This window comes from Streptodolium elevatio (assembly GCF_040649515.1).
GTDB classification, from domain to species: Bacteria; Actinomycetota; Actinomycetes; order Streptomycetales; family Streptomycetaceae; genus Yinghuangia; species Yinghuangia elevatio.
The window spans coordinates 52,388-75,256 of the sequence record NZ_JBEZFP010000005.1 but is presented as its reverse complement, the minus strand read 5'-3'; the positions used below and the strand labels follow the sequence as shown (position 1 = coordinate 75,256).

Genomic DNA, 22,869 nt, shown 5'->3' with positions numbered 1-22,869 from the left:
CTGCGGTCACGTCTCCCACGGCTGCGCCTCCTCGGCTCCGGCGTCGTGCGCGCCGTCCAGGAACGCCGCGCCCAGCGGGCTCGGCAGCGCCACGTAGCCCGCGTCGCGGTCCGCCGCGCGCTGCCAGCGCGTCATCAAGTTCGCCTTGGCCGGCAGCGGAACCCCGGCGAGCAGCGCGCGCAGCGGCGGCGGACACCCGAACTCCCGGGCGTGGTCGCGCAGTACGCGCCGTACCTCCCCCCACAGCCGCGCCTCGGCGGCCGGGCACAGGTCGGCCAGCGCCGCCACCATCTCGCCGATGTGGTTGACGAGCAGGCAGTAGGCCACCCGGTTCCAGCCGCGTTCGGCGTCGTACGTCATCGCCGCCGCGACCCGCGCCGGCAGCGCGTCCAGGGCCGGGTCGTGCCGGTCGGCGAGCAGCTTCGTGCCCTCCAGATCGCGGAACACCGTGCGTACCGGGCGGCCCTGGCCGTCCACGCAGACCAGCACGTTCTGCAAGTGCGGCTCCAGGACGACGCCTTCCCCGAAGAACATGGTGAGCACCGGCGGCACCAGCAGCGCGAGGTACGCCTGCCACCACGCCGCGACCCGGTCGGCCGTGGGATCGGGGATGAGCCGCGAGACGTGCGCGTCGGACAGCGCGTACTCGTCGGCGATCGCCGCGGCCAGCAGCGGGGTTCCCGGCCCGGCGGCCGCCGTCACGCCGTCCCGCACGATCACGCCCAGCCCTTCGAGCAGAGCCGTGTCCGGCAGATCGACACTGCGGTACGCCGGTTCCGGCAGCACCGCGAACCCCGGGTGCCGCTCGGCGGTCCGCCGCACGGGATCCGCGAGGATCCGGGTCAGGGCGACCGCCCCCGCGAGTTCGTACGCGGCGTTCTTGCGCACGCAGTTGGTGATCCGCAGGTCGAGGCTGAACTTGAGGAAGCAGCCGTCGCCCGCAAGGGTCCGCACCGAAGCCGTCGGGGCGAACTCCGGTCCACCGAAGCCGAGATCCACCATCCGTCCGTCGGCCAGCGCGCCGCGCAGGGCGGCGTGCCCGTCCAGCAGTCCGAACTGCCAGGGGTGTACCGGGAGCAGGCGGTAGCCCTCGGGCGCGGGCGCCAACTCGTCCACAGGCGCGAGCGCGTCGGGGCGGGCCGTGTCCTCGACCACGAGGTCCCGGCGGACCCCGAGCAACCGCAGCGGGAACGACCGGGCGGTCTCGGGTCCGTAGCGCGTACGGTCCCGGCCGACGCCCCCATGGGCCTTGGGTGCGGGGTGGAAGCGGTGTCCAAAGGCCAGGGCCTGTTCGGAGGCGAGATAGGCGTTTGCCGCCGGTGCCCGGCCGGCCCGCCCGTCGAGGATCGCGGCGATGGTGTCACGGCTGGACCGGACCTGGCCCACGAACTCGCCGTTGACGGTTCCTCCGCGTAACTCCAGTTCCGAGGCCACCAGTTCGGCCAACGCCGACCAGTCCAGCTCGCGCCAGCCGCGTGGACCGTGCCGGTACGCGGGGCCGTGGAAGCGGTGCGCGCCGGTGAGCGAGGTGCGGCGCACCCGGATGCGCAGCAGGGCGTCCGCGCGGGGGAGGCGGACCAGCAGGTGGCCGTCGGTGACGGCGGCTTGGTGCTCGGGTCCGGAGACTTCACGGAGAAGGCAGTTCAGCAGCGTGTGGGTGGTCGCCAGATCGGCTGTCGGGACTTCCGGTGGCCGGCTGTCCGGCGCGGGGCCCGGAGGGGTCGACGGGCCTGCGGCGGTTGCGGCATCGGGCATGTAACTCCTTCGCGGAACAGCGGAGCGGAGGTCGGCGACCGCGTACCCCGGCCCCGACACGACCTCGTCGCTCACCGCGCGTCCGTCCGGGGGACACGCCGCACAACCGGCACCGTGACTGCTTGGGGTACAAGGTAGTTGGGTCCGGTCCACGCGTAGTGCTTGTTGATGTCGGACGCCCCGGAGCGCGCCTTGTCGAGCAGCGTACCCGCCGTGACCATGAGCTTGACCGGCATCGACCGCCCCGCGAACAACCGTTCGTGCAGCAGCGCGAGGTCCGGCGAGTCCGGGTGCCGGGCGGCCGCCGCCTCAAGTCGCCTGCGCAGCAAGGCCATCAGCGCGGGCAGCGGGGCGCGTCCGGTCGCGGCGAGCGCGATCAGGGGCGCCGCCGCGCACAGGTGCAGGGTGATCGTGGTGAACAGATCGGCCAGCGGCCCGCCGTCGGCGACGGGGATCCGCGGGTCGTGGAACGGCACGGCCTCGGCCGCGGCGCCCAGCCGGGACCGCACCCGGCCGGGCAGCAAGCGCGGACTGTCGTTGTCCTTGAGCAGCAGGCGCAGCCGGGTGCGGCCGCCGGCGTCGCGGTCGAGCACGAGCGACGTGTTCTGCTGATGGGCTTCCAGCGCGATGCCGTAGCGCAGCCACAGCGTGACGTTCCAGTCGAGGAGCAGGCGCAGGTACCCGTCGTACAGCGCGACCGGGTCGCCGTCGAAGTACTCGTCCGCCAGCGACTCCACGACGGTGCGCCCGCCCGGGCCGGTGGCCGCCAGCGCCGCGACCGCCACCACGCGCGCGGCGTCGAGCCCGGGCGGGTGGCGGCGTACGAGGAACCCCGTCAACTCGTGACCGGCGTGGCCGTAGGTGCGTTCGTCGGCGACCACGACCCGGTGCCGGAACCGCGGTTCGGCGTCCAGGACGAGGCCGAGCAGATGGCTGCCGGCCGCCCCGTCGGCGAGCGAACCCGGCGTGATCGTGCGCCGGTTCCGCAGCCCGAGCGTGCTGGTGGCGAGCGGGAGCTTGAGGTGCTCGTCGGCGTGGTCGAGCGGGACCACGGACCGCATGGACAGCGTCGGGGCGGCCGGCAGGTGGCGTACCGCGGCGTGCCGAACGCCGGGCACCGCGGCCTCCACCGCGCCCGGATCCGTCAACGGGTGCACCGGGAAGGCCGCGTGCGACGCGTCGTACCGCTCGGGGAGGCCCAGGCCGGACGGTGTCGGCCACCACCCCGGGAGTACGCCGCGCACGGTTGCCGCGGAGAGCGGCACGGCGGCCCAGCGCAGTGCGAAGGTCGGCAGGAACTCGGGCGCATGCCCCCGGAGTTGGTCCTCGGTCAGGCCGACCCTGCTGCGTGCGGTCGGATACGCGGGGTGGTCGTGGTAGGCCGCGACCGTGTCGTAGACGAGGCTCCCGGCGATCCCGCGGGCGGGCCGCCCCGCCAGGCGGGCGAAGACGGCGTCGCGGTGGCGGTCGTGGACGCGTACGGTCGCCAGCGCGGCGCGGCACTCGTCGGCGAAGTCGGCGAATCCCTCGGCGTCGTCGGCGAATTCGGGGCCGGTCCCGGCGGCGAGGAAGCCGAGGAGTGCCTCAAGCCCGGTGAGTCGGCGTCCGTCCTCGATCAGGGCGGGTCCGCGGGCGGTGAGGTCGCAGAGGAACGATGCCCGGCGTACCGGGAGTTCCGCGGTCCGCGGGCCGGAGCGCACGGTCAGCCAGGCGCCGTCCGCGCGGTGGTCGAGGGTGCCCCCGGTGCGTAGGCCGTGGATGTCCTCGCGCAGGCACGCATCGAGAACGCGTAAGCAGAGCTCGTCTTCGGGCCGTTGTGCCGGCACGCTCACGGACGGATCTCCCAGGACCGCGCGGCGACGAACCGGGCGACGGCCGCGTCGGTCCGCTCCTGGTCCGGGCCCACCGCCCGCAGCACACCCAGATAGTCGCGGTTGGTCCCGGTGAGCGGGGCCGTGGTGCCGACCGCGCGAAGCGGCCGGTAGGCCAACCGCACACCGTTGTCGGCCAGATCCGCGGCGGCGGGGGCGGCGACCAGCGTGCCGCCGGACCGGGCGCAGATGTATTCGACGCGGGCCCGGCGACCGGCCGGCCCGTCCGCCGGCCTGTCCACCATCCCGACCGACATGCCGCCCGACATGCCGCCCACCGTGCCGCCCACCGTGCCGTCCGCCGACGCGTCCGCCGACGCAGGGGCTGACGCGTCCGCCGAACCGGGAATCGGCCGTACCGGGTCACCCAGCAGCTCCGATGCCGCCGGCAGGGCCTCGCCCAGGTGCACGCGCAGCACGTGCTCGAAGATGGGCACACCCAGCAGATCGCGCAGCAGCAGATCGCACTGGTCGCCGATGATGCGGTAGTTGACCTCGATGATCCGGGCCCGCCCGTCCGCGACCACGTACTCGGTGTGGCACGCGCCGAAGCCCACGCCGAGGGCGTCCAGCGCGCGTTCGACCTGGCCGACGGCCCCGGGGTCGGGCTCGGCGTCGAAGACCATGCTTTCCTCGACGAACGTCGGCGGGGCCGACACCCGGGTGCGGAACCCGCCGAGCACGTGTCTGACCCGGCCGTCCCCCAGCGTCTCCAGGGTGCGCAGGTCCCCGCGCAGGAACTCCTCGACGACGAGCGCGATTCCCGGCGTGTGCTCGCGGATCCCGCGGCAGCGGGCCAACAGTTCGCGTTCGTTGCCGACCAGGTAGACGTCCTCGCTCGCGACCCCCTCGCGAGGCTTGACCACGCACGGGTACGGCACGTCGACGGCGGCCAGGGCGCCGGGGTCCAAGTCGCCCGGGAGTTCGGCGGTCCACACGGAGTCGACGCCGGTCTCAGCGAGATGACGCCGCATCAGTGCCTTGTTCTTGGCCCGCAGCGTGGCACGCCAGTCCTTGCCCGGCAGTCCGAACCAGTCGGCGGCCAGTGCGGTCTGGGGTTGGAGGTGGTCGCTGTTGCCGAACACCGCGTCGGGGGAGGGGCCGTGCGACATGGCGGCGATCAGCGCCCGGAAGTCGCGTACGTCGCACTCGACGAGGCGGGCGGGGGCGGCGTCCGAACCGGCGTACGCCGCCTTGTGCGGATCCGCCCGGTCGGTGAACACCGTGACGTCGAAGCCGAGTTCGGCGGCGGCGGGGAGGAAGCCCTCGGTGACGGAATCGGTGGGGTTGAGGGCCACCAGGTGCAGTTGCAAACGTCCCTCCAGGTATGCGGGTGCGTACCTCCGCCCGGGTGGCGGCGGGGGCCGTGGGTGGACGGTCCACGGCCCCCGCCTCGTGCCGGGCGGGTACGCGCGGCAGGTTCCGGGTGGTGCGCCCGCTCCGGTCGCGGGCGCAGGCTACTTCGCGGCGTCGACCCCGAAGTTCTTGGCCAGGTCGTCCAGGATGACGTGTGCGCCCTGGAGCGACACAGAGGTCATCCACTTCTCGTCGGCCACCTCGTACACATGCTGGTCGGCGACCGCCTTGAGGCGCTGCCACAGCGGGTTGGCGAGGAACCTGGCCTTGCGCTCCTCACCGCCGGAGAACGAGGTCACGAAGATGTAGTCCGCGTCCGCGAGGCCGATCTGCTCCTCGCTGATCTCGATGTTGAACTTCTCCGGGTCGCGCTGGTTCTCCGGCCGTGCGATGCCCATGTCGGCGAGCACGATGCCGCTGAACGTCTTGGGCAGGTAGATGCGCGTCGGGCCGTCGACGAAGCGGACCACCGACACCGTGGGGTTGCCGGCCTTCGCGTTGATCGCGTCGCCGATCTTCTTGGCGCGGGCCTCGTACGCGGTCAGCTTCTCGGTCGCCTTCTGCTCCTCGCCGAGGGCCTGGGCGACCAGCTTGATGTTGTCCTTCCACGTCGGCCCGGTGGTCTTGACGAACACGGTCGGGGCGATCTTGGCCAACTGGTCGTACAGCGGGTCGTGCCGTACGGTCGCCGAGATGATCAGGTCCGGCTTGAGGGCCACGATCTGCTCGAGGTTGGGGTTGTCGAGCGGCCCGACGTCCTTGGTGTCCTTCACGGACTCGCCGAGGTAGTCGGGGAAGCCCTTCTGGTCGCGGTAGGACCCGATGCCGCCGACGAGCGGTCGGTCCAGTGCCGCGACCGCCTCGACCAGGCTGTTGTCGAGCGCGACGATGCGCTTCGGCTTGTCCTTGATCTCGGTGGTGCCCTTGTCGTGCGTGATCGTGCGGGGGAATCCGGCCGAGGCACCCGTCGACGCGGCGTCGTCCTTCGTGTCGTCGCCGCAGGCGGCGAGGCCGACCGTGAGTGCGGCGGCCATGGCTGCCGCCGCGACTCTGGAACGCCAGCGGCGGGGGGCGGTACGCATGGGGGATCTCCATGGGGCAGGAAGCGGTACACCGACCGGAGCATCAGGTAAGGGCTACCTAACATCTCCTTGTGGGAAGAAGGTAAGCCTTGCCCGAATACCGACACCAAGGGGGGGTGTACGTCGGTATAAGGCATGCCTTACCTTCCTAGCCGTGCCCGCAATGCTCAAGGCCGGAGCCGCACCGCCGACTCCCGCCGACCCCCAGCCCCCGCCCCGCCGCAGCCCACGCCGCAATTCGGCGGTGGTGGCGGGGCTGTTCGGCGTGCTGGTCGTCGCGGCGTTCGCGTCCCTCGCGATCGGCACCAAGAACGTCCCTCTCTCGGACGTGTTCGCGGCGCTCGGGGGCAGCCGCGACGGAGACGCCGTCGTCGTCCTGGACCTGCGCATGCCGCGCACGGTGCTCGGCCTCCTCGTCGGCCTGTCCCTCGGCGTCGCGGGCGCGGTCGCGCAGGAGATCACCCGGAACCCGCTGGGCGACCCGGGGCTCATCGGCATCAGCGCGGGTGGCGCGTTCGGCGTGGCGGGCGCGATCGGGCTGTTCGGCTGGACCGCGTCGTACCAGTACATCTGGTTCGCGTTCCTGATGGGCGCGGTGGCGGGCGGGCTCGCGTACATCGTCGGCGGCACCGGCTACGGCGGCGCCACCCCGGCCAAACTGGCCCTCGCGGGCGCCGCGGTGACCGCACTCCTGGAGGCCTTCACCAACGCGCTGGTCCTTCTCGACGTCAACACCCTCGACCAGTACCGCAGTTGGGCGGTCGGCTCGCTCGCCGGACGGGACAGCGACCTGGGCTGGCAGATCGCCCCGTTCATCGCCGTCGGCCTCGGCATCGCCCTCTTCCTGGCCGGCCGCCTCAACGCCCTGGCACTCGGCGACGACCTCGCCAGCAGCCTGGGTACGCCGGTACGCCGCACCCGGGCGCTCGGCGCCCTCGCGGTGATCCTGCTCACCGGCGCCGCGGTTGCCGCCGCCGGACCGATCACCTTCGTGGGCCTGGTCATCCCGCACATCGTCCGCACCCTCATCGGGCCGGACGCCCGCTGGCTGATCCCCTGCTCGGGACTCGCCGGCGGGATCCTGATGCTGACCGCCGACGTCATCGGCCGCCTGGTCGCCCGCCCGGCCGAACTCGAGGTCGGTGTCGTCACCGCGTTCATCGGCGCGCCCTTCCTGGTCGCCCTCATCAAGAGCGGACGCCTGAAGGAGCGCACCAAGTGAAGCTCTCCGTGGGCCCGTTCGGGATCATGCTCCGGCCGCGCGTGCTGGCCGCCAACGGCGGCCTCGTGCTGGTCGGCTTCGCGATGATGGTCCTGTCGCTGTGCCTGGGCACGTACAGCAACCTGTCCGTCGACCAGGTCCTCGGCGCGCTGTTCGGCTACGGCTCCGGCGACAGCAACCTGGTGGTACGCGAACTCCGGCTGCCGCGCGCCCTCACCGCCGTCCTCGTCGGGGTCGCCTTCGGCCTGGCCGGCGCGGTCTTCCAGGCGGTCACCCGCAACCCGCTCGCGAGTCCCGACCTGATCGGCATCTCCGCGGGCGCGGGCACCGGGGCCATCACCGCCATCCTCTTCGGCGGCGTCACGGCGGCCGGGGCCGGGTCGTACGGCGGTGTCCCGTTCGGCGCACTGTGCGGCGCACTCGCCGCCGCGACCGCGATCTACCTGTTCGCCTACCGCGGCGGCGCGATCACCGGCTACCGCTTCGTCCTGGTCGGCCTCGCCATGCAGGGCGCGCTCATCGCCCTCAACCGGTGGATGCTCGCCAAGGCCGACATCGACCAGGCGTCACGCGTGATGGTGTGGCTCACCGGCAGCCTCAACGGCCGCGACTACACGCACGTGAAGTGGGTCGGGCTGGGGCTGTTGGTCTTGGTGCCGCCGGTCCTGGCACTCGGGCGGGCGTACCAGCTCCTCCAGTTCGACGACGACACCGCCCGCGGACTCGGCATCGGCATCGGCCGGGCCCGCATCGTGCTGCTGGTCCTCGCGACCTGCCTCGCGGCGATGGCGTGCGCGTCCGCCGGACTCATCGGCTTCGTCGCGCTCGGGGCGCCGCAGGTGGCCCGGCGACTGACCGGACGCGCGGAAATCCCGCTCGTGGCGAGCGCGCTCACCGGCGCGGTGCTCATCGTCGCCGCCGACCTGCTCGGCCGCACGCTGTTCTCGCCGACCGAACTCCCGGTCGGCATCGTGACCGGCGTGGTCGGCGCCCCGTACCTGATGTGGCTGCTCGCCCGGACTAACCGGGTGGGGAAGGGAGGCTGACATGGCGTCAGAGACCGCAACCGAGCAAGCCGGGAGCGACCGCGTCGGGACGGGCGGTGTCGGAGTGGGTGTCGGGTCCGACAGTGCCGCGACGGATCACGTGGCTGCAAAGGCCGATCGGGCGGTTGCGCGGCCGCTCTCGCTCTCCGCCCACGAACTGACCCTCGCGTACGGCTCCCGCACCGTCTCCGCCGGCCTCGACCTGGAGATCCCGGCCGGGAAGGTCACCGCCCTGGTCGGCCCCAACGCGTGCGGCAAGTCCACGGCCTTGCGGGCGCTCGCCCGACTGCTCAAGCCGCAGGCCGGCGCCGTACACCTGGACGGCGCCGACGTCTCCACCCTCTCCGCACGCGAATTCGCCCTCAAGCTGGGGCTGTTGCCGCAGACGCCCACGGCCCCGGACGGCATCACCGTGCGTGACCTCGCCGCGCGCGGCCGTACCCCGCACCAGCGTTGGTGGCGCCAGTGGTCGCGCGACGACGACGCCGTGGTGGACGCCGCACTCGAAGCCACCGGCACGGCCGCGCTCGCCGACCGCAGGATCGAGGAACTGTCGGGCGGCCAGCGGCAACGCGTGTGGATCGCCATGGCCCTGGCCCAGAACGCGCCGGTATTGCTGCTCGACGAGCCGACCACGTACCTCGACCTCGCCTACCAGGTAGACGTCCTGGAACTGGTCGCCGACCTCGGCCGCACCGACGCACGCACGGTCGTCATGGTCCTCCACGAGCTCAACCACGCCTGCCGGTACGCCGACCACCTGATCGCCATGCGCGACGGCGCCGTCGTCGCCGCGGGCCCGCCCGCCGAGGTCGTCACCGCCGAACTCGTCGAGGAGGTCTTCCGCCTCAAGTCCAAGGTCATCGAATGCCCGGTGGCAGGAGTCCCCTTGGTCGTCCCCCTGGGCGGCCGCCGCCCCGCCACCGCTTGACCGCCTGACCGCTTGACCGCCGCGCGATCACCCGACCGAAGCCCGCCCGCCTGACAACCCGACCGCGGGCAGGCCGCCCGCCCGCCGCCTGACCACCCGACCGAGGCCCGGCCGCCTGACCGCTCGACCGAGGCCCGCCTGCCTCCCGACCGGCGGCGCGCACCGGACAATCCGGCGGCGTCCCCCCGGGGCGTGTGGGACAGTGCGCGTCATGACGGATCAGTGGACCGGGTCGGCGTACGACCTGCACAGCGATGCCCAGCACACCTGGGGCACCGAGGTGCTCGCACGTCTGGAACTGCCCCCGAACGCAACCGTGCTGGACGCCGGATGCGGCAGCGGACGCGTGACCGGGGAGCTGCTGCGCACGTTCCCCTCGGCCTCCGTGGTCGCCGCCGACGTCTCGCGGAGCATGCTGGACCAGGCCCGCGACCGACTCGCCCCGCACGCGGACCGCCTCGTCCTGCGACAGGTGGACCTCGAGGACCAACTGCCCTTCGAGGACAACACCTTCGACGCGGTGTTCTCCACCGGGGCCCTGCACTGGGTGCGCGACCACGGCTCCCTGTTCGCCGACTTCGCCCGGGTGCTGCGTCCGGGCGGGCACTTGGTCGTGCAGTGCGGCGGTCACGGGAGCCTGGCCCGGGTCCGCGCCGTCTTGGCCGAGTTGGGCGTCGACACCGCCGGGCGCAACCACTACGCCACCGCAGAGCAGACGACCGCGCGACTGGCCGGTGCCGGGTTCGCCGGCGGCCGCGCCTGGCTCGCAAACGCCCCCGTGTCCTTCACAGCCACCGCCGACCTGGAGGACTTCCTCGCCCATGCGGCCCTGCAGCCCTACCTGACCGACCTGCCCGAACCCGAGCGCCGCGCGGTCGTCCGCGCCGTCGCCGCGCGCCTGGAACCCCCGGTGCTCGACTTCGTGCGCCTGAACATGACCGCGACGATCCCGGCGTCGGCGCCGACCGGCTGAGAGTCCCCTCGCCGGGGGACCAGGTCGCCGGATCGCCGGGGAGCCGTGCGCCTCAGGCGCGGATTGCGGCGTCGAGTTGGCGGATGAGTTCCCCGACGCGTCCGCCTCCGGGCGGCGCGGCGGGCAGGCGGCGGAGCACCGCGACGACCTCCGGCGGGGCGTGGACGCGGGCCCAGTCCAAGGTCCCGCCCGCCAGCCGCAGGCCGGGCTCGGCCGTCTCCTCCGCCCGCGCCGCGTGCGCCGCGGCGCCCAGGATGTGCTTCACCTGATGAGCGCTCGCCTTGGGGTGCAGGTACGCGGCCGCCGCGGCATGGCTCGCCGACCGTGCCGCGTCGACCACGGCCGGTGCGGTTGCCTCCTGCGCGGCCTTGTACGCGGCCCACGACTTCTGCCGGAGTTCGGCCGTACGCCGACCGCCCCCGGCGAAGTCCCGTGCCGCGGCGACGGATTCGCGGGGCCTTGGATCGCCGGGGACGCCATGTTCGAAGACGGGCAGCACCCGGTCCGCGCAGTCGGCGGCGTAACCCGCGATCACCCGCAGTTCGTCTTCGCTCAGCTCGATGCTGTCCGCTCCCGTTGGCACCGGACCATCCTGCCTCAGCCCGGGGCGGGAGACCGCGGTCACGAAGTCACGCCTTGCCGAAGCAATCGGTGATCTCACTGACGCTGTGCCGGTCGTGCAGCGTCCTGATTGCGAGCACGTCGAGCGAAAGGACCAACACAGCCGCCACACAGGCCATCAGGGCGAGCCCCCACAGGAGCTCATCGGCGACGGAAACCCCGGATCGCACGGCCACGACGCACGCCGCCGCGAACAGCACCACCGCCAAGGCCCCGCCCGCCAGAGCCCCGTACGACAGCAGCCACTCCCGAGCGGGTACGCGTTCGTACGGGCATCGGGCAGCCGCGACACGGTCGAACTCGAAGAACGCCGCCATTCCGCCCGCCGCGCAGGCCACCGAACACCATGCCGTCCACCGCCACAGGCGCACGTCCCCACCCCGTCTCCGCGTCGCCACCGCCGTTGCGGTGTCTCGCGTCGACGCGGGCCCCCCGGATCCGGTTCCGTCACCCGCGCACTCCGGGCGGTGTGCGGGCCTCGGGACGCCGGGAGGCCGCGCCCCGAAGTGCGCTGTCCGTTCGGGGCCGGTCAGCTCCCCGGCTGGTGGGTGGGCTGGTAGGTCTCGAAGATCTCGGCCATCTCGCCGTCGGACGAGTCCGGGAGCCGGTAGTAGTTGCGGATCACCACCGAGCCGTCGGGTTCGAAGCGGTACGTCTCCACGCTCATGCTCATCCGCTCGGTGCCGTGCACCGAGAAGTGGTTCTCCATGACCCAGGCCACCTCGTTGGCGCACACGTAGACCGTGCCCGGGTGGTGGCGCAGGCGTACGGCCGACTGGAACAGGTCCCAGCCCTCCAGCGCGCACGTCTCGAACCCGTGCTTCTCGGGCGTGCCCACCGGGTCGAGCATGCGGAAGTCGCCGGGCGCGACGGCCCGCCAGTTGGCGACCCACGCGTCCTTCTCGCCCGCATTCCAGAGCGCGACGAACTGCTCGGCCCAGTGCAGGAGTTGTTCCTTCGTCGGGGTAGCCATGCCTCGCTCCTCGGAAAGCCCGGCGCAAGGGCGCGCCGAAGGACTCGATCGACGCGGGGTGCAAGTCGATCAATGCGGAACCTCGGGCAGGTAAGCACACACCCCGCGAACCCTCAAGACCGCCCGGACGGCGGGCGCAGCGGCCGGCGGGCAGTCGGGGGAGGACGGGGCGGACGGGGCGGAGGCGGGCGTACGTGAGACACGCGACCCTCCGCCGGTGGAGCGGACGCCGCGGCGGGGGCGTCTCAGGACGCGCTCACGTCACGTCGGCACGGTCGCGGCCGTCGCGGTGGCCAGCAGTTCGGCGAGGGTGCCCGGGAAGTCGTCGGCGAGCACGGCGACGACCAGCAAGGTGTCCAGGGAGAGCGGGCCGTGGCGGACCGTCAGATCGCGGATGGCGGCGTCCACGCGCGCCCGCAGACGTTGGTCGTGGCGGAAGCTGCGCAGGACATGCCGGACCGGTCGTCCGCGCGCCACCCAGTCTTCCGCGGTCAACAGGCCCTTCTCCAGACACGGCCCCAGCCACGCGAATTCGTCCGACGGCCCGGTGCGCCGGTGTGCCACCGGAGCGATGTCGAGGGCGAGGCGGGCCAGTTCGGCCGTCCGGTGCGCGAGGTACGGCGCGCAACGTTCCGGGGCGGTGGTCAGCAGAAGGCGGGCGAGGTCCTCAGGCATGTCCTCGCCGTGCTGGGCCAGGACGGCGAGGACGTCGGCGGACAGCGGGCGCGCGCGCATTTCGGCGGCCACCACAGCCCAGTCGGGGGTGTCCTCGACTTCCAGGTGGCGGGTGAGTTCCTGGAGGTCGGGCGCGGTGAGGTAGTTGCGGAAGAGGCGCTTCGTCAGCGCCCGCAAGGCGGCCAGGGCGGCGTCGCGGTCGGCGGCGGCCAGCGGGCCCCGCAGCGCGTCGGCGAGCGCGGGCAGGGGGAGTACGCCGAGGGCGGGGTCGGTCCGGCCCACGAACGACGCGACCAGGTCGAGGCGCCCCAACTCCACGAGTCGCCGACACCCCGCGACCTGGTACGGGGCATGGAGCGGCCGATGGCTGCGCAGCACTTCGGCGATCGTGGTCGCGTTGCGGGTGAGCACCTGGTACTTGGTGTCGTTGAACCAGGACTGCCGGGAGTTCACGACCGTGACGGAGGCGTGCAGGGCCAGGCTGCCGGGACGTCCGGTGGCGTGGCTCGTACCGGAGAGGATGCGGCGCCGGAGTCTCGCGGGAAGGTGAGGCCGCGTCACCAGCGACGCGTTGACCGCCGGTTCGTCGAGTTCCAGCAGGCGTTCCATGAGGGGGCCGTACCCGTTGAGGCGTTGGGCCAGGGCCACCCGCTGCCGGGCGTCCGCCACCGCGATGAAGCCCTCGACGACCCCCGACGGCATGTTCTGGAGCGCCCACGTGCTCAGCATTTCCCCGGCCAACGTGCCGGGGCTCTTGGCACGGGCGCCGGGAGGGGCCGTCAACTCGGCGACTCCGGGCACGATTTCGGTGGCCTTCTCCGGGGCGGCCAGCGACAGGAGGTAGGTCCAGGGCGAGCCCGCCAGGCCATTCGTCGAGGCGAACTCCACGGTGCCCGGCTCCGGGGCGGACGCCGCTGCGGCGTCCAGCAGTTCGGGGACGGTGCCGGGGAACGCGCCGCGCAGCAGCACCAACAGGGACCACCAGCGCATCGGTTCGTCGCCGAGTCGGGAACGCACCTGCTCGACAAGCCGCTTGCGCGTCCCGGCCGTGCCGTGCGCCGATTCCCGGTCCTCGGTCAGGGGCAGTGCGGACATCACGGCGATCACCGAAGCGGCGGGCACGGCGCGCGTCAGCAGGTCGTCCCAGGTGAGCGTGCCCGCCAGGATCGCGTGGGTCGCGACCTCGTGGAAACCCTCCCGCGCGGTGTGCCGAAGCAGATCGAGGGCGGCGTCCGTCGGACATGCCGCGTGTCCGGCCAGGCGGCTCGTGGTCATCGGGTCGAGGGGCCGCTCGCGGTGCAGGGCGGCCAGCGCCGCCCAGTCCGCCGCCGTCCACTGCTCAAGTGCCAGGGTCGCCAACCGCGCCCGTACCCGGCGGGCGCTGGGGCCGAGCCGGTGCGGCACCCCGCGCTTCTGCTCGGCCTCGGTGCGCTCGGGGACGGGTACGGCCAGCCACGCGTGCACCGCCGCGGGCGTCCGAGGCGGCGGCTGGAACTTGGGCCCGCGCACGAGGGCGGCGGCTCGACGGGCGATCGCCGGGTCGGCGGCGTCGCGGGCGGGGCCGAGCAGGTGTCGGGAGCGGGTGGCCAGAAGCGCCTTGCGCAGGCCGTCCGGGACGGAGCCCGCGTACGGGCCGACGGTGAGCATGCGCCGCCGCAGCACGGGGTCCGCCTCGGGGTGCAGGTAGACGGCGGTGCGTACGTCGGGATCGGCCGCGTCGGCCAGCGCCCTCACGAAGTCGCGGCGGGAGTTCCGGTACCGCGGGACGTCCCCGAGCGCCGCCAGCTGACTGCCCGCGTCGCCGTACGCGACGACCCAACGCACGATCGCCTCGCGCAGCTCGCCCCACTCCGGGAGCCGCCCGGCCAGGGCCCTGCGCCGGAGATCCGCGGGCACCCGCGCGAACAACTCGACGGCGTCGTCGACCGCGAGGCGGGCCAGCAGATCGGGCAGCAGGTCGGGCGGCGCGTCGAGCCGGTTCACGGGGAGTGCTCCGGACCGCCCTTGCGCATCAGCAGGTGCCCGCGGCGGAACCTCTCCTCGTCGCCGGGCTCCCGCAGCATCCGGCCGATCTCGTCGAACCCGGCGTCGGCGGCCAACCGCGCAAGTTCGTCGATCGGCCAGCGGTAGGCCGTCGTCACCTTGTGGTCGAACGCGGTAACCGGCCCGCCCTCCGACTCGAAGAACCCGAGCAGCAGGTGCCCGCCCGGCGCGACAACGCGTCCGAACTCGGCCAAGTAGACGGGTAGTTCCTGCGGTGGTGCGTGAATGACCGAGTACCAGGACACGACTCCGGCCAGCGAACCGTCCGCCAGGTCCAGGGCGTCCATGGACCCGGTCTCGAACCGCAGGCCCGGGTAGTCCGTGCGGGCGATGTCGATCATGGCGGGGGACAGGTCGATGCCGAAGGCGTCCAGCCCGAGCCCCCGCAGATGCGCGGTCAGGTATCCGGGGCCGCAGCCCAGTTCGGCGACGGGCCGGCTGCCGCCGCCGACGCGTACCGAGTCGGCGAAGGCCGCCAGCACGGCGCGGTCCAGGGGGAAGGCGTCGAGGTAGCCGCGGGTGAGCTCGGCGTACAGCGTGGCCACCGCGTCGTAGGCGCTCGCCGTCGCGTCCAGGTGGGAGGAAGATCCGGTCACGGCCCCCGACCCTACGACGAGCGCCGGGGGCCTCGGCGGGTCAGGTCCCCGGGTGCGCGGGCTCGACAGGGTAGTTGCCGAACAGGACCCTCTCGGCGTGCCAGGTGTTCCAGTGCTCGGTGAGGTACTGGATGAGCCCCTCGTCGTTGAAGCGGTACACGAAGCAGTAGACGTTCGTGTACGCCTGACCGCCGATCGTCGTCGAATGCATCGTGTGCTGGCGCATCGCCCAGTCGCCGTCGGCGAGCACCACGACGTCCTCGAAGCGGAACGTGGCCTTGTCGTACGGGTCGACCCCGGTCTCCGCGGTACGCGCCCCGCCCTGCCCGCCGGAGCCGCGCAGGATCGCCCGGATCTCGTCGATGCCCTTGTGCTCGGTCCGCCCGCCGCGACCGACCATGGGCAGGCCGTTCCACCACACCGCGTCGTCGGCGAACAACGTGGCACGGTCGAAGTCGCGCGGTGCCTCGAACATCCTGTTGACGGACGCGATGTTGCGCAGTTCCGTCTCCGAGTAATCGGGCAAAGCCGTGTCCCTCCATAGCGATTGCCGGCCTGAACGGCCGACTACCAGTGGTTCCACCGAATCGCCCGCTCCGCACCCGACCTGTCCGCCGCGCGGAAGTCCGTGCCGAGCGTCCAGGCGACGGGGAACAGCCCGGCCTGGGTGACCCGTTCGTACGGGATGCCGAGCAGATCGGCCATCTCCCGCTCGCGATGCAGGTGGATCGTCGTCCACGCGCTGCCCATGCCCTCGGCCCGCAGCGCGAGCATGAAGTTCCACACCGCGGGCAGCACCGACCCCCACAAGCTGGCCTGTTCGAAGACCGACACCCCGTCCATGCGTCCCGCGATCGTCGGCACCACCAGCACGGGCACCTCGTGCAGGTGGTCGCGCAGGTGCATGACGGACCGTGAGATCCGTTCCTGCTGCGGCGTCTTCGGGTACCGGGACGGCTGCCCGGCCGCCGCCGCCTCCGCGGACATGCGCTGCTGATCCTCGATCGACGCCCGGTAGATCTCCGCCATCCGCGCCCGAACCGCCGGGTCGTCCACGAGAACCCAGTTCCAGAGCTGGAGGTTCGACCCGTTCGGCGCCTGCAACCCGACCCGCAGGCACTCTTCGACGGTCTCCCGGTCCACGGCCCGCTCCAGATCAAGCCTGAGCCGCACGGACCGCGTCGTGGTCAACAACTCCCGTGGTGTGAGCATGGCCGAACGTTAATGGACTCAGTTAACTATTTACACCCCCGAGCCCATCCGGCCCCCGGCGCCGACCCCCCCCGCCTCGGCGCGCCGTGACCCCACCGCCTGCGAACAGATCCGCCATGACCACGCCGAGCAAACCGGGGTTCGACGCCGCGGCCGTCCTCATCTCCGAGCCGTCCATAACGTCCAACAGCCGGCCCGCGGCTCCGCAGAACCGCGGGCCAGGCAGATCTCAAGAACTACTGAGGCGCTTCCTGATCCACCTTCACGTCCGCATCCCCGCCGTCAGGAACCAGCACCGCGTGCGCCGCGATGATCTTCCAATCCCCCGACTCGCCACGGACCCAGGTCCGCGTATAACGCAGGCGGGCGACCATCGGCTGACCGCCGAACACACCCTCCAACACTCCGAGGAACCAGGTGACCCCCAGGTCCGATGTGGCCAGGACCCGCAGCTCCTCCTCATCGACGCGGCTCAACACCTGGTGACCGGATTTGTGTGCATCCAAGTCATCCTGTTTGGTGTAAATATTCCCGTCTGGCCCGGTGAACCAGGCCGCGTCGTCGATCAACTCCGTCAGTTCTTGGACATTCGATGCCAGCTGGGCGGCTTGCAGCCGCCGCTCGGCGTTGCGCAGGCTTTCCGACAAATCAGGGCTCAAGTCATGGTTCGACATGGTCTTACTATGCCTACGAATGACCTCGACGACCTTGTGTTCGCTCAGGGCCAATTCTGAGCCAACCATGCGCACGGGCGACCTGCCTCGTCGAAAGCGCGGCCACCGGCGACGGCCGCGCGCGGGTGCCCCCGGCGGGTGGGCAGTTCGATGAGGACCGCTAGACCAGGGCCGTTCCATGATCGCCGACACGGCGGCCCGCCGCCGTGTCGGCGACAACCCACTACAGCGTCGGATCGGCAGCCTGCGCCGGGGCAAGGGGGTAGTCGTAGAGCCGTACGTCGCGAATCGAACCGTGGAAGAAGGCGTTCGGTCGTCCGTTGACCAGGTCTCGGCCGACGGTGAACGCCCCTGCGGCTTTCCAGACGGACGTGTGCTGTGCGGTGCCCAGCAGGGCCCCGTCGGCGTACAGGGCCATTTGCCCGGAGACGGCGTCGTAGGTTGCGACCAGGTGCGTCCACTTCCCGGCAACGGCGGGGACGGTCGGGATGACCCGGTCCACGTTCCAGCCGTCCGCATCGGCTACCGGCATGCCGAAGCGCCAGGTGGCGCCGTCGGCTTCGTACCACAGGATGAAGCCGCTGATCCGCGATCCGTCCAGCGCCGCGATCGCCCCCGTAGGCGCATTCGCCGCGATCTTCACCCACGCCGTCACCGACAGGCTCAGCCTGCTGTCGACAGGCGGGGTCGGGGTGGCGAGGTGCCCGGTGCCGCCGAAAACGGCCGCGCCTCCGTCCGCGGCAGACCACTCGACCGCGCCCAGCGTCGATCCGTTGTTGTCGTACGCGGAGCAGTCGGCCACGACGCCGTCCACGGACCCGTGCATGTCCCAGGACAGGCGGGGGCCGCCGCAGGTGTAGCCGTACAACGGCGCGTGGTCGGACACGCCGGTCGGGACGGTCGTGGCGCGGTAGTCGGCCTGGTCCGCCTTCTGGGTCCACGAGTCGCACCCGGTGAAGTCGTCGGTCGAGTACAGGTAGTCCAACTTGCTGCTGGTGTACGTGCCGTATGCCGGTCCTGGGGCGGTCACATAGGTGTAGTGGGTCACCTCCTGCGAGGCGTCACCGGGTGCGTAGGAGCGCCCGTCGCATTCGCGGGCGATCTGGGCGATCGGAGCCAGGAGTTCCGGTCGACTGGTGTTGAAGTCGCCGCCCAGGACCACCCCGCGCCCCCCCGGTGCGCAGCGCGGCGACCACATTGCGCACCGCCAGCACCTGCCCCGCGTGGTCGGCGCCCGGACTGTTGTTGAGGTGGGTCGTGCACACCGTGTCGGTCCAGCCCACAACGTCGGCGCACAGAATCGGCGACCTCTCCAACGCCAACTCGCCCGGGATGGGCAGCTCAACGGGTGCAGGAGCCGGGTCCACGAAGTTGCCCTTGACCCCGATGGCGATGCCCAACGTACCGGTCAAGGCGCCGCGACAGTGCGAACCGCCGTCCGGGCGACTGCTCACCGCGGTCACGAACTTCCATTGAGGGCCCAGCTGTTGCTTGAGGAGTTCGAGTGCGCTGTTGGGGGCACCCCAGCAGATCTCCTGGAGTAGCACCGTGTTGAGCGACCGAGCCGCCACGACCTCGGCTATCGCCTCCACTTTGCGTTGCGGCTCGTTGCGATACGGGCAGTATCCGGCGTCCGTAGGACTCGCCACACCGGCCTCTTCGCAGACATTCCACGTCATCGCCCGAACCGACACGCGGTCCATGCCGTCGTGTGCGGCCGCGGTCGGCGCCACGAGTAGGGACAACACCATGCCGAAGACGGCACTCGTCACCGCAACCCATACGCGTCCAACCACCGGTATCCGGCGAAACTTCGTCATCGGCTCCCCAACCCCGTCTCTCGACCCGCGCCATTGTGCCGTCCGCACCGCCAGGGCCTGCGGGCACCTCCTCCCTGCCGCCCACGCGGAACTCCTGGACGGCGCCGATGGGCGGGAACGGCGGGTCGGGGAGGGAACTCGTAAGTCTGCGAGGGGCTTTCCCGTCGTCAGCGAGGGCACGCAGATTCGCCCTTACCGCCAAGGCCGGCCGCGGCGGCCGCGGCGGTCGCGGCATTGCGGCTCGAGTCGGAGAAGACTGGACGAACGTGAGGTGCGGCCACTGGTGGTAGCGGTGGCGTGGTGATGGCGTCAGCGGCGGTGAAAATGGGCTGACATTTCCGTGACCCCCGTTGGACGACTGCTCGCGGACTCTGGCGTTGCGGAAATTGCGGTTTTATGGCTCCTGAGGTGGTCAGTTAGCGTCCGATTCATGGATTGGAACTTTCGGTCCGCCGGAGAGATGGCGGCGGCATTGCGCGTTGGTGAGGTGTCCTCGGTGGAATTGACCGAGGCGGCGATCGCTGGAATCGAGCGGGATGAGGGAGTGGTCAACGCGATCTGTGTGCCTGACTTCGATCGGGCCCGGGTGGCTGCGCGACTTGCGGATGAGGTGTTCGAGCGGGGCGAGGATCGGCCGCTTCTGGGGATTCCGGTGACCGTCAAGGAGTCCTACAACATGGCCGGGCTGCCCACGACCTGGGGCATGCCGCAGTACCGGGACTTCGTACCGGCCGAGGACGCGGTGCAGGTGTCGCGGCTCAAGGCCGCCGGCGCGGTGGTGCTCGGCAAGACCAATGTGCCGTTGGGGCTACAAGACATCCAGAGCTTCAACGACATCTACGGCACCACCAACAACCCGTGGGACCACGCTCGTACCGCGGGCGGGTCCTCCGGTGGATCGGCGGCGGCCCTGGCGTGCGGCTTCGGCGCATTGTCCATCGGCTCCGACCTCGCCGGTTCGCTGCGCACCCCCGCGCACTTCTGCGGTGTCCACGCGCACAAGCCGACACTCGGGCTGGCCGCGAACCGCGGCATGGTTCCGCCGTCCGACCCGGCGCTGCCGGTCGACCTCGATCTCGCCGTCGTCGGTCCGATGGCGCGCACCGCCGGCGACCTCACGCTCTTGCTCGACGTCATGGCCGGACCGGACCCGATGACGTCCGGGGTGGCGTACCGCGTGACGTTGCCGCCCGCGCGCCATGAACGGCTGAGCGATTTCCGGGTGTTGGTCCTCGACGAGCATCCGCTCATTCCGACCGGGGCCGCCGTGCGGGCCGGCGTGAACCGGGTGGCCGACGCGCTGGCCGACGGTGGCGCCCACGTCGAACGGCACAGTCCGCTGCTTCCCGACCTCGCCGAATCCGGAACGCTCTACACGCAGTTGCTGTTCTCGGGCTCCGTCGCACGTTTTCCCGTCGAAGCGTACGAGCAGCTCCGGACCCGCGCCGCCGGACTGAGCGCGGACGACCGGAGCCTTGATGCGGCGCGGCTGCGCGGGATGGTGTTGACCCACCGCGACTGGATCGCGGTGAACACCCGTCGCGAACTCCACCGTCACGGCTGGCGGGAGCTGTTCGCCGAGTTCGACGCCGTTGTTTGTCCGATCACACCTACTCCGGCGTTCCCGCACGACCACAACCCTGATCTGCTGGAACGCCGGCTCGACATCGACGGCGTCGAGTACCCGTACTTCGACCAGCTCGTCTGGGCCGGTCTGCCCACCATGTCGGGCCTGCCCGCCACCGCGATACCCGCGGGTCGGTCCCCCGAGGGTCTGCCGGTGGGAGTACAGCTCATAGGACCGATGTACGAGGACCGCACCACACTGAGGTTGGCCGAACTGCTCGAACCGCGGATCGGCGGCTTCCAGCCACCGATGTAGCGCGTCGTGCGGGGTACCCGGCGAGGACGAAGGGCGGGGCCCCGTTGCGCAAGCGCACCAGGCGTCATGGCCTCGTACGTCTAGCCGTACACGCGTTCGTGCGGAGGCACTCCCGTGTCGTCGTAGAGGCGCTCGACAGCCTGTCGGGAGAAGATCTCGTGGTGCTCGACGCCGCCGGCGAACAGGCCGAACAGCTTCGTCGTCCACTCCGGGCTTCGGCGGATTGCACCGAACACCGCGCGGAGGCGCGGGGAGAGCTCGCCGAATGCGCTGAGCTTGGTGGTGAACTCGTAGTTGCTCGCGCTCGTTTCGTCGCGGAGCTTGTGGTACTCGGCGAGCGCGCTGTCCATCGGGCGTTCTCCGGACAGGGCTTGGTGCAGACGCTCCGCCAGGATCTCGCTGTGCATGAAGGCGTCGGTGATGCCGAACCCCGGGTACGGGTCCTTGTGGTAGCCGGCGTCGCCGACGAGGGCCCAGCCCGGCCCCCAGGGGTGGCGGTAGTAGTTGTCCGCGTGCGGCATCGCCACGAAGTCGCCCTCGCGCTTGCCCTGGTCCCGCAGTTGCGCGCCGAGTTCCGGATGGATCTCGTCGAACGTCGCCTGGAAGTTCGCCTCGACATCCTGGCGGAACTCCTTGAAGCGGTTTTTGCCGCAAATGACCGCGAGCACGGTGAGCCCGTCGTTCGTGGGCCAACCCCCGCACCAGATCTCGTTGAAGCCGACCCGGTGTTCCAGCGCCCAGTCCAAACCGCTGTGGTAGGCGTAGTAGTTGACCCCGGTCGCGGGCACCACCTTGTACGGCTCGGCCCGGGTCCGCTTCGCGACGATTGAACGGCAGCCGTCCGCCCCGATGACGATGTCGGCGCGGAACTCCCGTTCCGGACCACCGCGTTCGCGGCCGCGTACGCCGACCACGCGCCCTTCGGAGAAGACCAGGTCGGAGACGCCGAACCCTTCGACGACCTCGGCACCGGCGCGTCGCGCGGCGTTCACCAGGATCTGGTCGAGCACCGCGCGACGCGGGGCGTACCCGGTGTCGATTCCGTCGACGGGATCCGCGAACCCGCTCAACTCGATGTCGCGGTAGGCGAAGTTGGCCCGGCGGATGGCGGGTGCGTTCGTGGCCGCCAACTCGCCCAGGAGCCCCCAGTCGCGGAGGCGGGTGAGTCCGGATTGGTGGATGTAGTGGGTCGAGACGGTGTCGCTGGGGAACGACGCGCGGTCGAGCACGAGGACTCGGTGGCCCCGCCGGGCGAGGAGCATGGCGGTCGGCGACCCCGCGCAGCGGGCACCGACGACGATGACGTCGTACATGCGGCATCCTTCGCGTTTTCGGTTGGCGCGAAAGCAACTGAAGGTCTGGCCCCGGGTAGAGCCAATCCCACCGCACTCACGAACGTTTTCCCACGTCCGTTCCTGTGTCTCGGCTGTGCCTAGAGCGTCACCGGGCCCCGTCGCCGCGTTGCCGGTACGCCTGGAGGTCGTGGTTGTCGACGCAGACCCGCGACCCCGCGTCGGTGCCGTTCCACTGGAAGCCGATGTAGTAGTACGTGGCCTTGATGAGTTCTCCCCGCGCGGACACCCGCGTCCAGTCGTAGCCGTTCGGGCCGAGCCGCTTGCGCCCCAGCCAGAAGATGCAACGGTGCCCCCAAAACTGAGCGCACGCCTGCCCGCACCCGTCGGACGTGCGCCTGTTCAGCCGGGCCCGTCCGTTTCACATGAGCGCTTGTGAAACGCTCTTCAAGTCTGCCTCGCTGAGACCGTGCGGCTGGCCAGGATTCCGTGGACTGTATTGGGAATCACACGTCATGACACCGTCCTCCCGACTCCACATTTCCTTGGAGGAAGGCAGTGAAACGCTCGATGCACCGTAGCGTGCGCGACGAGCACGGCGCGTTGGCGGACAGCGAGCCGTACGCCGTGCGAGTGGTGGACGACGGCCCGACGAGGACACGGTCGAGTCGTACCAGTGTGAATATGACAATGTCCCGATGAATGAACCGCCTGCTTGTGGGGACCTTCCCGTCGCCTTTGGGTGCCGACTCCGGTGCGCTGGGTGGGTGCGGATCACGGGGAGCGGTCACATGCGGGGGGCAATGGCGGTTGCGGGCTTTGGGGTGGCGGCTGCGTTGCCGCGC

The 22,869-nt window shown here is 71.3% G+C and carries 21 protein-coding genes; 5 read left to right on the top strand and 16 right to left on the bottom strand.

The features are described from left to right. Positions 1-6: 6 nt before the first annotated feature. The 4 genes from AB0C36_RS03295 to AB0C36_RS03280 all read right to left on the bottom strand — a co-directional run bounded on the left by AB0C36_RS03295 (position 7) and on the right by AB0C36_RS03280 (position 6,064). Complete coding sequence (locus tag AB0C36_RS03295) at positions 7-1,755, bottom strand: IucA/IucC family protein (RefSeq protein ID WP_358348450.1); 1,749 nt, start codon at positions 1,753-1,755, stop codon at positions 7-9. Positions 1,756-1,826: 71 nt separating this feature from the next. Further along, a complete protein-coding gene (locus AB0C36_RS03290; protein WP_358348447.1) occupies positions 1,827-3,587 on the bottom strand; it encodes an IucA/IucC family protein in 1,761 nt (586 codons plus the stop codon). Continuing rightward, entirely contained in the window at positions 3,584-4,939 is a 1,356-nt protein-coding gene (locus AB0C36_RS03285; RefSeq protein WP_358348444.1) for an ATP-grasp domain-containing protein, read from the bottom strand. The genes AB0C36_RS03290 and AB0C36_RS03285 overlap by 4 nt, the downstream gene beginning before the upstream one ends. Positions 4,940-5,083: 144 nt before the next feature. Then, positions 5,084-6,064, bottom strand: coding sequence for an ABC transporter substrate-binding protein (locus AB0C36_RS03280; protein WP_358348441.1), 981 nt, complete (start codon positions 6,062-6,064; stop codon positions 5,084-5,086). Positions 6,065-6,227: 163 nt separating this feature from the next. Between AB0C36_RS03280 and AB0C36_RS03275 the strand changes: the two genes are divergently transcribed. The 4 genes from AB0C36_RS03275 to AB0C36_RS03260 all read left to right on the top strand — a co-directional run bounded on the left by AB0C36_RS03275 (position 6,228) and on the right by AB0C36_RS03260 (position 10,236). Then, positions 6,228-7,286, top strand: a complete 1,059-nt coding sequence (locus AB0C36_RS03275; RefSeq protein ID WP_358348554.1) for a FecCD family ABC transporter permease — start codon at positions 6,228-6,230, stop codon at positions 7,284-7,286. Then, positions 7,283-8,332, top strand: a complete 1,050-nt coding sequence (locus AB0C36_RS03270; protein ID WP_358348438.1) for a FecCD family ABC transporter permease — start codon at positions 7,283-7,285, stop codon at positions 8,330-8,332. Before AB0C36_RS03275 ends, AB0C36_RS03270 begins: the two co-directional genes overlap by 4 nt. A gap of 1 nt (position 8,333) precedes the next feature. Beyond that, positions 8,334-9,263: an ABC transporter ATP-binding protein gene (locus AB0C36_RS03265; RefSeq protein WP_358348436.1), complete on the top strand. Its 930-nt coding sequence runs from the start codon at positions 8,334-8,336 to the stop codon at positions 9,261-9,263. A gap of 211 nt (positions 9,264-9,474) precedes the next feature. Continuing rightward, positions 9,475-10,236 (top strand): class I SAM-dependent methyltransferase, encoded by a 762-nt coding sequence (locus AB0C36_RS03260; protein ID WP_358348433.1) that lies wholly within the window; start codon positions 9,475-9,477, stop codon positions 10,234-10,236. A 52-nt stretch (positions 10,237-10,288) separates the two neighbouring features. Here the strand turns inward: AB0C36_RS03260 and AB0C36_RS03255 are convergent, their stop codons facing one another. The 10 genes from AB0C36_RS03255 to AB0C36_RS03210 form a co-directional block, all read right to left on the bottom strand. Further along, complete coding sequence (locus AB0C36_RS03255) at positions 10,289-10,819, bottom strand: putative immunity protein (RefSeq protein ID WP_358348431.1); 531 nt, start codon at positions 10,817-10,819, stop codon at positions 10,289-10,291. Positions 10,820-10,865: 46 nt separating this feature from the next. Continuing rightward, positions 10,866-11,228: a hypothetical protein gene (locus tag AB0C36_RS03250; RefSeq protein WP_358348429.1), complete on the bottom strand. Its 363-nt coding sequence runs from the start codon at positions 11,226-11,228 to the stop codon at positions 10,866-10,868. A 158-nt stretch (positions 11,229-11,386) separates the two neighbouring features. Then, complete coding sequence (locus AB0C36_RS03245; protein WP_358348426.1) at positions 11,387-11,830, bottom strand: nuclear transport factor 2 family protein; 444 nt, start codon at positions 11,828-11,830, stop codon at positions 11,387-11,389. A 261-nt stretch (positions 11,831-12,091) separates the two neighbouring features. Beyond that, complete coding sequence (locus tag AB0C36_RS03240; RefSeq protein ID WP_358348423.1) at positions 12,092-14,488, bottom strand: hypothetical protein; 2,397 nt, start codon at positions 14,486-14,488, stop codon at positions 12,092-12,094. Then, complete coding sequence (locus tag AB0C36_RS03235; protein ID WP_358348420.1) at positions 14,485-15,144, bottom strand: class I SAM-dependent methyltransferase; 660 nt, start codon at positions 15,142-15,144, stop codon at positions 14,485-14,487. The genes AB0C36_RS03240 and AB0C36_RS03235 overlap by 4 nt, the downstream gene beginning before the upstream one ends. Before the next feature lie 40 nt (positions 15,145-15,184). Then, complete coding sequence (locus AB0C36_RS03230) at positions 15,185-15,670, bottom strand: nuclear transport factor 2 family protein (RefSeq protein WP_358348417.1); 486 nt, start codon at positions 15,668-15,670, stop codon at positions 15,185-15,187. 41 nt (positions 15,671-15,711) lie between these two features. Next, positions 15,712-16,356: a nitroreductase family protein gene (locus tag AB0C36_RS03225; RefSeq protein WP_358348415.1), complete on the bottom strand. Its 645-nt coding sequence runs from the start codon at positions 16,354-16,356 to the stop codon at positions 15,712-15,714. Positions 16,357-16,592: 236 nt separating this feature from the next. Further along, a complete protein-coding gene (locus AB0C36_RS03220; RefSeq protein ID WP_358348413.1) occupies positions 16,593-17,030 on the bottom strand; it encodes a nuclear transport factor 2 family protein in 438 nt (145 codons plus the stop codon). A gap of 223 nt (positions 17,031-17,253) precedes the next feature. Further along, positions 17,254-18,192 carry a LamG domain-containing protein gene (locus AB0C36_RS03215; protein ID WP_358348410.1) on the bottom strand — a complete coding sequence of 313 codons (939 nt, stop codon included), beginning with the start codon at positions 18,190-18,192 and terminating at the stop codon, positions 17,254-17,256. Next, positions 18,092-18,781: a hypothetical protein gene (locus AB0C36_RS03210; protein ID WP_358348407.1), complete on the bottom strand. Its 690-nt coding sequence runs from the start codon at positions 18,779-18,781 to the stop codon at positions 18,092-18,094. The genes AB0C36_RS03215 and AB0C36_RS03210 overlap by 101 nt, the downstream gene beginning before the upstream one ends. 499 nt (positions 18,782-19,280) lie before the next feature. Between AB0C36_RS03210 and AB0C36_RS03205 the strand changes: the two genes are divergently transcribed. Beyond that, the gene (locus tag AB0C36_RS03205) at positions 19,281-20,732 is read left to right on the top strand and encodes an amidase (protein ID WP_358348405.1); all 1,452 of its coding nucleotides are present in this window, start codon (positions 19,281-19,283) and stop codon (positions 20,730-20,732) included. Between the two features lie 80 nt (positions 20,733-20,812). Here AB0C36_RS03205 and AB0C36_RS03200 read toward each other — a convergent pair whose 3' ends face one another. Next, complete coding sequence (locus AB0C36_RS03200) at positions 20,813-22,045, bottom strand: NAD(P)/FAD-dependent oxidoreductase (protein WP_358348402.1); 1,233 nt, start codon at positions 22,043-22,045, stop codon at positions 20,813-20,815. A gap of 127 nt (positions 22,046-22,172) precedes the next feature. Continuing rightward, positions 22,173-22,313, bottom strand: coding sequence for a hypothetical protein (locus tag AB0C36_RS03195; protein ID WP_358348399.1), 141 nt, complete (start codon positions 22,311-22,313; stop codon positions 22,173-22,175). Between the last annotated feature and the right edge of the window lie 556 nt (positions 22,314-22,869).

Bases quoted from the DNA above. Each gene is read 5' to 3' on its own strand.
- AB0C36_RS03295 (WP_358348450.1), bottom strand. From the start codon at position 1,755: ATGCCCGATGCCGCAACCGCCGCAGGCCCGTCGACCCCTCCGGGCCCC.
- AB0C36_RS03280 (WP_358348441.1), bottom strand. From the start codon at position 6,064: ATGCGTACCGCCCCCCGCCGCTGGCGTTCCAGAGTCGCGGCGGCAGCC.
- AB0C36_RS03275 (WP_358348554.1), top strand. From the start codon at position 6,228: ATGCTCAAGGCCGGAGCCGCACCGCCGACTCCCGCCGACCCCCAGCCC.
- AB0C36_RS03265 (WP_358348436.1), top strand. From the start codon at position 8,334: ATGGCGTCAGAGACCGCAACCGAGCAAGCCGGGAGCGACCGCGTCGGG.
- AB0C36_RS03260 (WP_358348433.1), top strand. From the start codon at position 9,475: ATGACGGATCAGTGGACCGGGTCGGCGTACGACCTGCACAGCGATGCC.
- AB0C36_RS03245 (WP_358348426.1), bottom strand. From the start codon at position 11,830: ATGGCTACCCCGACGAAGGAACAACTCCTGCACTGGGCCGAGCAGTTC.
- AB0C36_RS03225 (WP_358348415.1), bottom strand. From the start codon at position 16,356: ATGCTCACACCACGGGAGTTGTTGACCACGACGCGGTCCGTGCGGCTC.
- AB0C36_RS03220 (WP_358348413.1), bottom strand. From the start codon at position 17,030: ATGTCGAACCATGACTTGAGCCCTGATTTGTCGGAAAGCCTGCGCAAC.
- AB0C36_RS03210 (WP_358348407.1), bottom strand. From the start codon at position 18,781: ATGGTGTTGTCCCTACTCGTGGCGCCGACCGCGGCCGCACACGACGGC.
- AB0C36_RS03205 (WP_358348405.1), top strand. From the start codon at position 19,281: ATGGATTGGAACTTTCGGTCCGCCGGAGAGATGGCGGCGGCATTGCGC.
- AB0C36_RS03200 (WP_358348402.1), bottom strand. From the start codon at position 22,045: ATGTACGACGTCATCGTCGTCGGTGCCCGCTGCGCGGGGTCGCCGACC.